Raw genomic sequence first — 12,627 nt, forward strand, 5'->3', positions numbered from 1 at the left:
TACAGGTGGTCCCCATGGCTTTTTCCGAACGTGTCTCGCGCCTCAAAAGCTCTTTGATTCGAGAAATCCTCGCGGCGGCCCAACGCCCTGAGGTGATGTCGTTCGCCGGCGGTCTGCCCGCCGAAGCCATGCTGCCGAAAGTGGAGTGGGACGCCATACCCCTGGCCATGGGCCAATACGGCATGAGTGAAGGGGAACCGGCCCTGCGCGAAGCCTTGGCGGCGCAGGCACGGGCGCTGGGCCTGGCTTGTGAGGCGAGTCAGGTGCTGGTGGTCAGCGGCTCGCAGCAGACCCTCGACCTGGCGGCGAAGCTGCACATCGACGTCGGCACCGAGATCATGCTGGAAGCACCGACCTACCTCGCGGCGCTGCAGATTTTTCAGCTGTTCGGCGCTGACTGCATCACCGTCCCGCTGCAGGCCGATGGCCCGGACCTGAAACAGTTGCGGGCGCGGCTGGAACAGCATCGACCGGCATTCATCTACCTGATCCCCACGTTCCAGAACCCTTCGGCGGTGCGTTACAGCGAGGCCAAGCGCGACGCGGTGGCGGCCTTGCTGGATGAGTTCGGTGTGACCCTGATCGAAGACGAACCCTACCGCGAACTGAGCTTCGACGGCGGCAGCGCCACGCCGATTGTCAGCCGCTTGAAGAAGGCCAGTTGGATCTACACCGGCACCGTGTCGAAAACCCTGCTGCCAGGGCTGCGGGTGGGTTACCTGATTGCCAGCCCTGACCTGTTCCCGCACCTGTTGCGGCTCAAGCAATCGGCGGATCTGCACACCAATCGCGTCGGTCAATGGCAGGCGTTGCAGTGGATCGGTAGCGAGAAGTACCGCAGTCACCTCGGTGAATTGAGGGATTTCTACCGGGATCGTCGCGACCGGTTCCAGGCTGCGTTGCACACGCACTTTTCCGACATCGCGGACTGGAACATGCCCGAGGGAGGGCTGTTTTTCTGGCTGACCCTCAAGCAACCGCTGGACACCCGCACGTTGCTCGCTGCCGCGCTGGCGGCGGATGTGGCGTTCATGCCGGGAGAGCCGTTCTTCCCCGAGCCGGACCAGCATCCGGGACACTTGCGCTTGAACTTCAGCCACATCGATCCGGCCCGGCTGGATGAAGGGTTGAGGCGGCTGGCAGGGGTGGTACGGGCGGCGTTGGCTGCCGAGGCGGCGTGAGGCGGTGGGTCTTGTGGTGAGCGGGCTGGCGCTATCGCGAGCAGGCTCGCTCCCACAGAAGTTTTGTGAACACTGAAGATCCCATGTGGGAGCGAGCCTGCTCGCGATGGGGCCTTCACATCTCCCCAAGAACCATCAGACCGCCGAAAACCGCTTGTCCAGGTAATCGATGATTACCTTGGACTCGTACATCCAGGTGGTCTCGCCATTCTCTTCGATACGCAGGCACGGCACCTTGATCCTGCCGCCTTGCTCCAGCAGTGTCTGGCGATCCTGCTCGTTGTTCTTCGCATCGCGCAGGGCCACTGGTACGTTGAGGCGGCGCAGGGTGCGGCGGGTTTTCACGCAGAACGGGCACGCGTGGAATTGATACAAAGTCAGGCTGCGGGCGGTCTGGTCGACCTGCGCCTGGGCATCGGCCGGGCGTTTTTTCTTGCCAGGACGGGTGATGAAGTCGATGAAGATGATCAGTTGGCCCAAACCAACTCGAAGCGCTTTGACGATCACGGTATAAGCCTCGCGGCAGGGAAGAAGAGGGCGCGCAGCTTACCTGATTTTTCACGGGCGAAAAAAAACCGGCGATCGATGCCGGTTTTTCTCGAACGACAGCTTACTTGATGAGGCTGAGGAACTCGCTGCGGGTCGCGGCGTTTTCGCGGAACTCACCGAGCATCACCGAGGTGATCATCGAAGAGTTCTGCTTTTCCACACCGCGCATCATCATGCACATGTGCTTGGCTTCGATCACCACCGCCACGCCCAGGGCGCCGGTGACCTGCTGGACCGCGTCGGCGATCTGGCGGCTGAGGTTTTCCTGGATCTGCAGGCGACGCGCATACATGTCGACGATCCGCGCGACCTTCGACAGCCCCAGCACCTTGCCGCTCGGGATGTAGGCCACGTGGGCCTTGCCGATGAACGGCAGCAGATGATGCTCGCACAACGAGTACAACTCGATGTCCTTGACCAGCACCATTTCGCTGTTATCGGAGCTGAACAAGGCACCATTGGTGACTTCTTCGAGAGTCTGTTCATAACCACGGCAGAGGTACTGCATGGCCTTGGCAGCACGCTTGGGCGTGTCGAGCAGGCCCTCGCGGGAAACGTCCTCGCCCAGTTGGCCGAGAATCGCGGTGTAATTCTGTTCCAGTGTCACAGAGGCTGATTCCATAGGGGTTTCAGGAGGGTACTTGTTCTGTCTGTACCAGTTTTGTACCAATCAAGCTGTGTTCGAGTTTCCCGAGTTCGCTCCAGTCGGTGCTGGAGTTGATCCGTCGGGCACAGGTCGAAGCAACATTCGAGCGCCATAACCCAGCTGAATAGCGATGCAGGCTCATACCCGCCATGGGGCACATGGTAGCGTATGTGTGCCGGTAGTTGTATTGCCGGCCGGTGCTATTCATCCAATCTCATCGGCGTGTGGCTTTACCTGGCTGCGGGCTCACCGGTCTGTTCGGATCGGGTTTTTCTGACCGAGCGCCTCGTGTCATCAATTCGCTTTGGAATCATCCCAGGCGTAACCACCGGATTGACCAGTGCGACAGCGTAGTGACTTCCTTTTGCGTGATACACGATTGACGATAGTGGTATGTGTGCATACGATAAGTCGACTTACTAAAAGGAGGCCGACATGCCCAAGCCCATGCACGCCACTGCTTCATATACTCACGAAACCCGTGCATCTGCAGCTGCAATCTGGGCGCTTTTCGAAGCTGTTCCCCGATGGAAAGATTGGAACGCAGGTGTCCATTCATGCACGCTCCACGGTTCTTTCATTGAGGGTACATGGATGACAATGGTGCTGCCTGACCAAGAGGTCATCCAGTCTCAGTTAGTAGAAGTCAATAAACCAAACGGATTCACTGATGAGACTGTACTTGGTAGCACCACTATTCGCGTCAGGCATGAAATCACTCCGCTCCTGAATGGCAATCACTCAATCGTTTATTCGATTGATGTCGTGGGAGAGGACGCAGGGGAGATCTGCACGCAAGTGTCTTGTGATTTCTCTGAGGTCCTGCGGGCGCTGGCAGCCCGCGCAGAAAGTGAGGCGGGCGTATGAGCCAGGCTTGGCTGGGTGTTGTATCTCGGTCGCACGTGTGGCGAGGCATGGAGGGCGGCTTTGCACAGGTCTGTCATGGCAAAAAGGAGCCGCTGCGCAAGATGAGCAAGGGTGATATTTTTGTTTATTACTCCCCGAATATAGAGGTGCAGGGGGCGCCGCTGAAAGCCTTCACTGCCATAGGGAAAATTGAGGACGATGAGGTTTTCGAATTCGACATGGGCGCAGGGTTTGTGCCGTTTCGTCGTCGGGTGCGATATGCCAAGGCAAAAGAAGTCGCTCTGGACCTCGTGCGTGGACAACTGGACTTCTGTGTTCCGCCAAACTGGGGCGTTGTGCTAAGGCGCGGGCTGATTCCATTGACCGATAAAGATATCTGCACAATTGCTTGCGCGATGGGTGTTGACCTGCTGGAACTGAGGCGTAATTGATGAAGTCGAAACCGCTGCCAACCCTCCATAGCGGACCGTCAGATAGTCCAGGTTTTTTGCTCTGGCGCATCTCCAACACCTGGCAGCGTGAGCAGCGCGCCGCATTACAGCCGCTGGGTCTTACCCATACCCAGTTTGTCATGCTTGCAGTCGCAACGTGGTTTGCCTCACAAGAGCCGCTCACCCAGGCACGCCTGTCACAATTGACTGGCAGCGACCCGATGACCACCTCTCAAGTGGTCAGAACGCTTCTTAAAAATGGGCTGTTTGTGAGAGACGTACATCCTACTGACACGCGAGCCAAGATTATTTCAGTTTCCGAAGCCGGTCGTGATATCGCACACAAGGCGATTGTCATAGTGGAGGAAGTTGATCGTAAATTTTTTGGAACTCTAGGCGAGCAGCAATCCAGCCTGGTCCTCCTTTTCCGACAACTGCTCGATAAGGCATCATCGACGCAATAGAGAGAGAAAAGGGGGCGTTGGCGGACACGGCGCTGCAAGCTCGGCAATCGAGGGCTACTCGTCGCGGCCTTCCATCATGGTGCGCTTGAGCATCACGTACACCGCCCCGGCGCCACCGTGTTTCGCCTGGCAGGAGGTGAAGCCCAGCACTTGCGGGTGCTGGCGCAGCCAGGTGTTGACGTGGCTCTTGATCATCGGCCGCTTGCCGTCCAGGCGCACGGCCTTGCCGTGGGTGACGCGCACGCAGCGGATTTCGAATTTCGTGGCTTCGGCGAGGAAGGCCCAGAGGGTTTCCCGGGCTTTTTCGACGCTCATGCCGTGCAGGTCGAGGCTGCCTTCGAAGGGGATCTGGCCGACCTTCAGCTTGCGCATCTGGCTTTCCTGGACGCCGTCGCGCGCCCACATCAACTCGTCTTCGGGACCTACATCGATCACGAACTGATCGGACAATCCGTCCACGGTCGTGGCATCGGCGCGCACGGTGGCAGCTTGGCGCAGCTTGGCGATCTGTGCGCGATCGGCTTTCGGTTTGCCGGTGTCGGCGCGATCGTGTTTGATCGGTTTAACGCCCTGAGTCGCACTTTTGAACAGGGAAAAATCGTCGTCTTGCATGTCAGCCTCCGCGAAGGCCGACCAGTTTACCCAAGTCCGGCGGGATCGGGCGCGACAAAACGTCGGGTGGCGGGTCAGTCGTGCTTTTTCATCAGGTGCGGAGCCATGGCCAGCTCCAGGGATTGGCGGGCGCGACGGCGGCAGCGGCGCCAGAACCAGACGCCCAGCCACAGGACCAGAAGGCCCACGGCCAGAATGATCGCCGAACCAAGCGGGGTGGCATTCAAGTCGCCCAGCGCGGGCGGGCGGCCCAACAGGCTGGCGGCACCGGCCATGGCCAGCAGGACGCCGAGCGTTGCCAGGAACGCCGCGATGGCCGCGCCAAAACGAAACCGCCAGTTGCTCGGGCCCTTGGGCCGCAAGCGACGTGCGTCAAAACCATCGGATAACTTCATTCCGATCTTCCTCAGTGGGTATCGGCCCTTCGACCGGAAGATGTTCGGGTTGTTCCTGAGGCTAGGGCAATTGCGGCTAATGAGAGTCTTTTGCGGATGAGCGGCGGACGCGGCCGCTCATCGAGGGCAATCAGATCAAGTCGTGGGTCAGGGCCAGGGTGGCGAAGTTGTCCGCCATGATCGCCATTTCGGTCTGGTGCACGTGCTCGGCGCTCAGGACGCCGCCCTTGTGCGGCAGGTCGCGGGTGGCGCAGGCGTCTTCCACCAGGGTGCAGCGAAAGCCCAGGTTCTTGGCGGCGCGCACGGTGGTGCTGACACTGGAATGGCTCATGAAACCGCAGACGATCAGGTCCAGGGGGCCAAATTCTTCCAGGCGCTTTTTCAATTCGGTGCCATGGAAGGCGCTGGGCAGCAATTTGCCGATGACGGTTTCGTCACCCTGGGGTTCGAGACCTGGAATGAATTCCCCACGTTCGCCCTGTGGATCGAACAGCCCGCCATGGGTGCCCAGGTGCCGCACGTGCACGATCGGCCGGCCGGCGGCACGGGCCGCGCCGAGCAATTGCCTGATGTTCGCAACCGCTGCATCCATGCCACTCAGGGCCAGGGGGCCGGCGAGGTACTCTTTCTGGGCATCGATGATGATCAGGGTCGCTTGACTCAGGTTGGCCGCCGCGTAACCACGGCCGCTGAGTTGAAACATCGTTTTTGGAACGGACATTCTGGGGCTCCTTCGGGTGGGGCTTTTGCGACATTCTCCTCTGGCTGAGCGGTTCTGTGAATCGCTTCCATCGCAAGCGCCGTCGTTGCTGGCCTACAGCCTTGTCAAGATGCCTGTCTTGTTCAATGGGTGGCGTAAAAAACGGAAGGTTCCTACGAGTGCTCCGGCGTTTTTCAGTCGTCCTTGAGGTGCGTTTGGGTGGGGGCGCGTTTGGCTGTTAGACTCGCCAGTCGTTTTTTCTGGAGTTTGCCGCCGTGATCACTTCCCGTCTTCGTACCCTGCGCGACCATATCCGTTGGGCCGTCAGCCGTTTCCATGGGGAGGATCTGTTTTTCGGCCACGGCACTGACAATGCGTGGGATGAAGCCCGCCAACTGGTGTTGGGCGCGTTGCACCTGCCTTGGGAAATGGCCGATAGCTACCTGGATTGCAGCCTGGAAGACGATGAGCTGGTCCATGTGCAGCGCCTGCTGCAACGGCGAATCGCGGAGCGTATCCCGGCGGCCTACCTGCTGGGCGAGGCCTGGTTCTGCGGGATGTCGTTCATTGTCGACGAGCGCGTGCTCATCCCGCGCTCGCCCATCGGTGAGTTGATCGAAAAGCGTTTCGAACCCTGGTTGGCCCAGGCACCGGCACGGATCCTAGACCTGTGCACCGGTTCCGGCTGCATCGGTATCGCCTGTGCCTATGAATTTCCGGAAGCCGAAGTGGTGCTGGCCGACCTGTCGTTCGACGCACTGGAAGTGGCCAACCAGAACATCGAGCGCCACGGCGTCGATGAGCGGGTATTCACTGTCCAGGGCGATGGTTTCGAGGGTCTGCCGGGACAGCGTTTCGATCTGATCGTGTCGAACCCGCCCTACGTCGATGCGGAAGATTTCGCCGACATGCCTCAGGAATACCAGCATGAGCCGGAGTTGGGCCTGGCCTGTGGCGATGATGGTTTGAACCTGGTACGCCGGATGCTGGCCGAGGCGGCCGACCATCTGACCGAGAAGGGGCTGTTGATTGTCGAGGTGGGCAACAGCCAGGTTCATGTCGAGGCGTTGTACCCCGAAGTCGATTTCGCCTGGCTGGATTTCGAACGCGGCGGGCATGGCGTGTTCATGCTCAGCGCCGAGCAGTGCCGCCAGCATCAGGGCTTGTTCGCTTCGCGGGTTTGACTGAAGCGAGATCGCCTGTCAGTTCCCCCTGTGGGAGCGAGCCTGCTCGCGAAGGCGTCAGATCAGTTGCAGGGTAGTGGCTGACACACCGCCTTCGCGAGCGGGCTCGCTCCCACAGGGGATTGCATCCATAGCTATAGCGTGGTCTCAGTGCCGCGTCGCAATCCAGATCAGCAAGCCCGCCTGGAACATGGCAAACGCCACCAGGCAGGTGATGGTGAAGCGCAGGCCGGTGTCTTCGCGCTTGAACTTGTTGACCTTTTCCTCCTGCTGCTTGAGTTTGACCTCCTGTTCCGCAAGGTTCTGCTCGGCCTGTTGCAGCATCTGCGCGGCTTCGAGGATTTCCACGAACTGCAGCTTTTCGGTATTCCAGTCTCCTTTCAGGTCGCCGACCTGGGCATCCTTGACGCTGCCCTTGAGGTGCTGGGCGTCGGCATACACCACCTCGAAGCCATGGGCTTGCAGGAAGCGGTCGCGACGCAGTCGGGTGTCTTCGTTCAGCGCGTCCTTGTTGTTCAGGTCGGCGCCGTCCACCCGGTAGCTTGACCAGCGTTTCTTGGCCCACGTAATGGCCTGGGCGGCGAGGAAGCGGCCGATGCCACGGTTCATGGGCTCCATCTGCAGGCTGTCCGGGGAAAAATGCAGGCGCTTTTCGACGTGATCGGCCCAGACGTCCAGGTGGTTCTGTTCCTTGCGCACGCGCTGGCCCGGCAACTGGATACTCATGCGCAACAAGCTGCGTTCCTTGCTATGGCGCTCGGCGTAGCTGAATTCGACAAACCGCAGCGGCCGCGCGCCCGTGGCACGGTCCGTCTTGAGCGGGGCCAGCCGGAGCATCTTGTGGTGCTCGGCTTGCACGTCCGCCCAAGGCAGCTCCGCCGCCGGTGTGGCGGGCGTTTCGGCGGTGGTGTCGGGTGAAGTTTCAGTCTCAGTCATAACGGCGAAATCCTGTCCTGGCCGGCTCGTCGGCAGCCAATGCGCTGTCCGACACCGGTCTATCGGCCACTTTTTCCAAGACTGGAGGGCTAAAAGCGTTTAACGGGTCGTTATCGAGTCAATAAAGGCCAGGATATGAGTGCCGAGGGCCGCCGCCAGGGGCAGGTCGGGGTTCTTGTAAGACGCCAGTTGCCGTTTCTCGTCGTTGGGCACGATACGCATCACGTGGTTCATGCCCTCGATCAGGGCCAGCTCGGCGTCGGGTTTGGCCGCCTTCAATTGCCGGGCATCATCGACGCTGACCTGGATGTCGTGACTGCCCTGGATGATCAGGGCTGGCACTTTCAGCGCGGCGAATGCCCGGGCCGGGTCCTGGCGGAACAGCGAGATCAGGTACGGCTGCACGCTGGGGCGGAAAATGAACTGCAACGGCGCTGGCACGTTCGCATCGACGCGACCGGCCTTGAGGCTGTCCAGCAGTTCATTGCTGCGCAACATCAGCGGCGGAGGCAGGCGGTTGCCCAGTTGCTGGCGCAGCACCAGGTCGATAGGCCGGGCGCTGCCGGCCACCGAGATGACTGCCGCCGCATTGGCCTGGGGGGCGGCGAGGCTGGCGATCAGCGCGCCCTCGCTGTGCCCCAGCAGAATCAACGGGCCCAGCCGTGGGTCGGCGGCCAGCTTGTGACTCCAGGCCACGGCGTCGGCCACATAGGCCTCGACACTCAGGTCGCGTTCGTCCGGTGTCGCGGCCAGGCTGGCGGCCACGCCGCGCTTGTCATACCGCACGCTGGCAATGTTGTGTTTGGCCAGCACCCAGGCCAGGCGCTTGAGGCTGTCATTGCGCCCGCCCTCGGGGTTATTGCCGTCGCGATCCGTAGGACCGGACCCGGAAATGATCAGGACAACCGGCACCGGCGTGTCGGATTTTGGCAGTAACAGTGAACCGAAGAGTTCCCCATGGCCGGTATCGAGGCTGATCGGTCTTAGCAGGACCGTCGCCTGGGCCAGGCTGGAAAACAGGCCGATCAACAGGGTAAGGCTCAGGACACGCAGGTTTAGCATCATCACGCCACTGGTTACGAAGGTGCCGGTTGGACTGGCGGTCACCGATAAGGTTCGAGGATGAACTACGCAGTTAGCCTGCGTATACTGGCGCCCATCACGAATCCCAGATTGAGTTTCTCAGCGATTTCACGGAGCACCCTGCATGTCCGGCAATACCTACGGCAAGCTGTTCACCGTCACCACCGCGGGCGAAAGCCATGGCCCGGCGTTGGTCGCCATTGTCGACGGCTGCCCGCCGGGCCTGGAGCTTTCCCTGGAGGACCTGCAGCGTGACCTGGATCGCCGCAAGCCCGGTACCAGCCGCCACACCACCCAGCGCCAGGAAGCCGATGAAGTCGAGATCCTGTCCGGCGTGTTCGAAGGCCGCACCACCGGCTGCGCCATCGGCCTGCTGATCCGCAACACCGACCAGAAGTCCAAGGACTACTCGGCCATCAAGGACCTGTTCCGCCCGGCCCATGCCGACTACACCTACCACCACAAGTACGGTGAGCGCGACTACCGTGGTGGCGGTCGCAGTTCGGCCCGGGAAACCGCGATGCGCGTGGCGGCCGGGGCGATTGCCAAGAAATACCTGGCCAGCCAGGGCATCGTGATTCGTGGCTACATGAGCCAGTTGGGCCCTATCGAAATCCCGTTCAAGACCTGGGATTCGGTGGAGCAGAACGCCTTTTTCTGCCCCGACCCGGACAAAGTGCCAGAGCTTGAGGCCTACATGGATCAATTGCGCCGGGACCAGGATTCGGTCGGCGCGAAGATCACCGTGGTGGCCGAAGGGGTGATGCCCGGCCTCGGCGAGCCGATTTTCGACCGCCTCGACGCCGAACTGGCCCACGCACTGATGAGCATCAACGCGGTGAAAGGCGTGGAAATCGGTGCCGGTTTCGCCTGCGTCGCCCAGCGTGGCACCGAGCACCGCGACGAACTGACCCCGCAGGGTTTCCTCAGCAACAACGCCGGCGGCATCCTGGGCGGCATTTCCTCGGGCCAGCCGATCGTGGCGCACCTGGCCTTGAAACCGACGTCCAGCATCACTACGCCGGGCCGCTCCATCGATACTCAGGGCAACCCGGTGGAAGTCATCACCAAGGGCCGTCACGACCCGTGCGTCGGCATCCGTGCCACGCCGATCGCCGAGGCGATGATGGCGATCGTGTTGATGGATCACCTGTTGCGCCATCGCGGCCAGAACGCCGATGTAAGGGTCAGCACCCCGGTGCTGGGTCAGCTTTGATGGCTGACCTGCCGACCGCCGTGGCCTGACGACCATGGCGGCACTGCCGTACTGGCGGCTTTCCAGCTTCTATCTGTTCTATTTCGCCTTGCTCGGTTCGACGGCGCCGTTCCTGGCGCTGTATTTCGATCACCTGGGATTCAACGCGGCACGCATCGGCGAGCTCGTCGCGATTCCCATGTTGATGCGCTGCGTGGCGCCGAATATCTGGGGCTGGCTGGGGGATTACACAGGGCAGCGCCTGGCGATCGTGCGGTTCGGCGCGGTCTGTACGTTGCTGACCTTTTCCCTGATCTTCATCGACAAGAGCTACGCCTGGCTGGCGATGGTCATGGCGTTGCACGCGTTCTTCTGGCACGCGGTGCTGCCGCAGTTCGAAGTCATCACCCTGGCCCACCTGAGCGGGCAGGCCTCGCGCTACAGCCAGATCCGCCTGTGGGGCTCCATCGGTTTCATCATCGCCGTGGTCCTGCTGGGCCGGTTGTTCGAATGGCTGAGCCTGGACATCTACCCGCTGGCGCTGGTGCTGATCATGGGGGGCATCGTGCTCGCCAGCTTCTGGGTGCCCAATGCCCAGCCGGTGCAGGGGCCGCGGGTGACGGGCGACGGGTTCCTGCGCCAGTTGCGCAACCCCGGTGTGCTGGCCTTCTACGCTTGCGTCGGCCTGATGCAGATGAGCCACGGGCCGTATTACACCTTCCTGACGCTGCACCTTGAACGGCTGGGTTACAGCCGTGGGGTGATCGGCGTGCTGTGGGCCGTCGGCGTGGTGGCGGAAGTCCTGGTGTTCCTGGTGATGAGCCGGATCCTGGCGCGGTTTTCCGTGCGACGGGTGCTGCTGGCGAGTTTCCTGCTGGCGGCGTTGCGTTGGTTGCTGCTGGGATCATTGGCCGAATTTCTCTGGGTACTGCTGTTTGCCCAGGTGCTGCATGCGGCGACCTTCGGCAGCTTTCACGCCGCTGCCATCCATTTCGTGCAACGTAGCTTCGGCTCCCGCCAGCAAGGCCAGGGCCAGGCGCTGTATGCCGCGCTGGCCGGCACGGGCGGGGCATTGGGCGCGTTGTACTCCGGCTACAGCTGGAACGCCTTGGGCGCCACCTGGACTTTCAGCATCGCCAGCGTCGCAGCTTTCGCTGCAGCCGTTATCATTGCCACACGTATGCAAGAGGACAGGCCATGAGCCTTACCCGTGAACAGCTTGCCCGGGAAATCATCGATGCCGGGCGTTTTCTGTATGGCCGCGGTTGGTCCCCGGCCACCAGCAGCAATTATTCCACCCGTCTTGCCCCTGACCAGGCCTTGCTCACCGTGTCTGGCAAGCACAAGGGGCAGTTGGGCGTTGATGATGTGCTGGCCACTGACCTGGATGGCAACAGCCTGGAACCGGGCAAGAAACCTTCCGCCGAAACCCTGCTGCACACCCAGCTCTATCGCTGGCGCCCGGAGATCGGTGCGGTGCTGCACACCCATTCGGTGAACGCCACGGTGCTGTCGCGCCTGACTAACGAGGCGTTCATCGATTTCGAAGACTATGAACTGCAAAAAGCCTTCAGCGGCGTGTCGACACACGAGTCCCGGGTGCGTGTGCCGATTTTCGACAACGACCAGGACATCGCCCGCCTGGCCGCCAAGGTACAGCCGTGGCTCGCCGAGCATCCCGATTGCGTGGGTTACCTGATCCGTGGCCACGGCCTGTATACCTGGGGGGCACGCATGAGTGATGCGTTGCGCCAGATCGAGGCGTTCGAGTTCCTGTTCGAGTGCGAGCTGAAAACCCGCGCACTCCTGAACCGTTAATTTGCTGGAGTCATTGCCATGAGCAGCCTGTCCGTTTACCACGTCTCAAGTCCTGACATCCCGAACAAGGTGTTGACCCACTTTGAAGACATCGCCGCGACCCTGGCCGAACAAGGGGTTCGCTTCGACCGTTGGGAGGCCGCGATGAAAATCCAGCCTGGCGCGACCCAGGACGAAGTCATCGCCGCCTATCGGAGCCAGATCGATCAATTGATGACCGAGCGCGGCTACATCACGGTCGATGTCATCAGCCTCAACAGCGATCATCCGCAAAAGGCCGAGTTGCGCGCCAAGTTCCTCGATGAACACCGTCACGGCGAGGACGAAGTCCGCTTTTTCGTCGCCGGGCGTGGTCTGTTTACTCTGCACATTGATGATTACGTCTACGCCGTGTTGTGCGAAAAGAACGACCTGATCTCCGTACCTGCCGGTACACCGCACTGGTTCGACATGGGCGAGCACCCGCACTTCGTTGCCATTCGCCTGTTCAACAACCCGGAAGGCTGGGTCGCCAAGTTCACCGGCGACGACATCGCCAGCCGTTTCCCACGTCTGGAGGACTGAGC

16 protein-coding genes are annotated in these 12,627 nt (G+C 61.2%); 9 read left to right on the forward strand and 7 right to left on the reverse strand.

Annotation, left to right across the window (positions count from 1 at the left end):
* Positions 1 to 14: 14 nt before the first annotated feature.
* A complete protein-coding gene (locus ACODTO_RS16095; RefSeq protein ID WP_489106715.1) occupies positions 15 to 1,181 on the forward strand; it encodes an aminotransferase-like domain-containing protein in 1,167 nt (388 codons plus the stop codon).
* A 135-nt stretch (positions 1,182 to 1,316) separates the two neighbouring features.
* Here the strand turns inward: ACODTO_RS16095 and ACODTO_RS16100 are convergent, their stop codons facing one another.
* Together ACODTO_RS16100 and folE are read right to left on the reverse strand one after the other, a co-directional pair.
* Positions 1,317 to 1,688, reverse strand: a complete 372-nt coding sequence (locus ACODTO_RS16100) for a glutathione S-transferase N-terminal domain-containing protein (protein WP_139648971.1) — start codon at positions 1,686 to 1,688, stop codon at positions 1,317 to 1,319.
* Positions 1,689 to 1,791: 103 nt separating this feature from the next.
* On the reverse strand, positions 1,792 to 2,337 hold the full coding sequence (folE, locus tag ACODTO_RS16105; RefSeq protein WP_010456659.1) for a GTP cyclohydrolase I FolE: 546 nt from the start codon (positions 2,335 to 2,337) through the stop codon (positions 1,792 to 1,794).
* Positions 2,338 to 2,811: 474 nt separating this feature from the next.
* Here folE and ACODTO_RS16110 point away from each other — a divergent pair, with 474 nt between their 5' ends.
* Genes ACODTO_RS16110 through ACODTO_RS16120 form a run of 3 tightly spaced genes read left to right on the forward strand, consistent with a single transcriptional unit; the run spans position 2,812 to position 4,138 of the window.
* The gene (locus ACODTO_RS16110) at positions 2,812 to 3,243 is read left to right on the forward strand and encodes an SRPBCC family protein (protein ID WP_139648972.1); all 432 of its coding nucleotides are present in this window, start codon (positions 2,812 to 2,814) and stop codon (positions 3,241 to 3,243) included.
* Complete coding sequence (locus tag ACODTO_RS16115) at positions 3,240 to 3,674, forward strand: EVE domain-containing protein (protein ID WP_489106716.1); 435 nt, start codon at positions 3,240 to 3,242, stop codon at positions 3,672 to 3,674. The genes ACODTO_RS16110 and ACODTO_RS16115 overlap by 4 nt, the downstream gene beginning before the upstream one ends.
* The gene (locus ACODTO_RS16120; RefSeq protein ID WP_139648976.1) at positions 3,674 to 4,138 is read left to right on the forward strand and encodes a MarR family winged helix-turn-helix transcriptional regulator; all 465 of its coding nucleotides are present in this window, start codon (positions 3,674 to 3,676) and stop codon (positions 4,136 to 4,138) included. Before ACODTO_RS16115 ends, ACODTO_RS16120 begins: the two co-directional genes overlap by 1 nt.
* 54 nt (positions 4,139 to 4,192) lie before the next feature.
* On the opposite strand, the gene ACODTO_RS16125 is transcribed toward ACODTO_RS16120, so the two are convergent.
* The 3 genes from ACODTO_RS16125 to ACODTO_RS16135 all read right to left on the reverse strand — a co-directional run bounded on the left by ACODTO_RS16125 (position 4,193) and on the right by ACODTO_RS16135 (position 5,866).
* Complete coding sequence (locus ACODTO_RS16125) at positions 4,193 to 4,750, reverse strand: Smr/MutS family protein (RefSeq protein ID WP_024780655.1); 558 nt, start codon at positions 4,748 to 4,750, stop codon at positions 4,193 to 4,195.
* A gap of 74 nt (positions 4,751 to 4,824) precedes the next feature.
* A complete protein-coding gene (locus tag ACODTO_RS16130; RefSeq protein WP_489106717.1) occupies positions 4,825 to 5,145 on the reverse strand; it encodes a hypothetical protein in 321 nt (106 codons plus the stop codon).
* Positions 5,146 to 5,275: 130 nt separating this feature from the next.
* Complete coding sequence (locus ACODTO_RS16135) at positions 5,276 to 5,866, reverse strand: cysteine hydrolase family protein (RefSeq protein ID WP_041021549.1); 591 nt, start codon at positions 5,864 to 5,866, stop codon at positions 5,276 to 5,278.
* Positions 5,867 to 6,120: 254 nt separating this feature from the next.
* Here ACODTO_RS16135 and prmB point away from each other — a divergent pair, with 254 nt between their 5' ends.
* Entirely contained in the window at positions 6,121 to 7,029 is a 909-nt protein-coding gene (prmB, locus tag ACODTO_RS16140) for a 50S ribosomal protein L3 N(5)-glutamine methyltransferase (RefSeq protein WP_139648982.1), read from the forward strand.
* Between the two features lie 147 nt (positions 7,030 to 7,176).
* Here prmB and ACODTO_RS16145 read toward each other — a convergent pair whose 3' ends face one another.
* Complete coding sequence (locus ACODTO_RS16145; protein WP_139648983.1) at positions 7,177 to 7,965, reverse strand: hypothetical protein; 789 nt, start codon at positions 7,963 to 7,965, stop codon at positions 7,177 to 7,179.
* Between the two features lie 99 nt (positions 7,966 to 8,064).
* Positions 8,065 to 9,030 (reverse strand): alpha/beta hydrolase, encoded by a 966-nt coding sequence (locus tag ACODTO_RS16150; protein ID WP_489106730.1) that lies wholly within the window; start codon positions 9,028 to 9,030, stop codon positions 8,065 to 8,067.
* Positions 9,031 to 9,172: 142 nt separating this feature from the next.
* Between ACODTO_RS16150 and aroC the strand changes: the two genes are divergently transcribed.
* The 4 genes from aroC to ACODTO_RS16170 are packed head-to-tail and all read left to right on the forward strand — an operon-like array spanning position 9,173 to position 12,625.
* Positions 9,173 to 10,264, forward strand: a complete 1,092-nt coding sequence (gene aroC, locus ACODTO_RS16155) for a chorismate synthase (protein ID WP_489106718.1) — start codon at positions 9,173 to 9,175, stop codon at positions 10,262 to 10,264.
* Positions 10,265 to 10,298: 34 nt separating this feature from the next.
* Positions 10,299 to 11,444, forward strand: coding sequence for an MFS transporter (locus ACODTO_RS16160; protein WP_489106719.1), 1,146 nt, complete (start codon positions 10,299 to 10,301; stop codon positions 11,442 to 11,444).
* Positions 11,441 to 12,061, forward strand: coding sequence for a methylthioribulose 1-phosphate dehydratase (locus ACODTO_RS16165; RefSeq protein ID WP_139648990.1), 621 nt, complete (start codon positions 11,441 to 11,443; stop codon positions 12,059 to 12,061). Before ACODTO_RS16160 ends, ACODTO_RS16165 begins: the two co-directional genes overlap by 4 nt.
* A gap of 18 nt (positions 12,062 to 12,079) precedes the next feature.
* Positions 12,080 to 12,625, forward strand: coding sequence for a 1,2-dihydroxy-3-keto-5-methylthiopentene dioxygenase (locus ACODTO_RS16170; protein ID WP_139648992.1), 546 nt, complete (start codon positions 12,080 to 12,082; stop codon positions 12,623 to 12,625).
* Positions 12,626 to 12,627 lie beyond the last annotated feature (2 nt).

It is taken from the genome of Pseudomonas sp. FG13 (assembly GCF_057809755.1).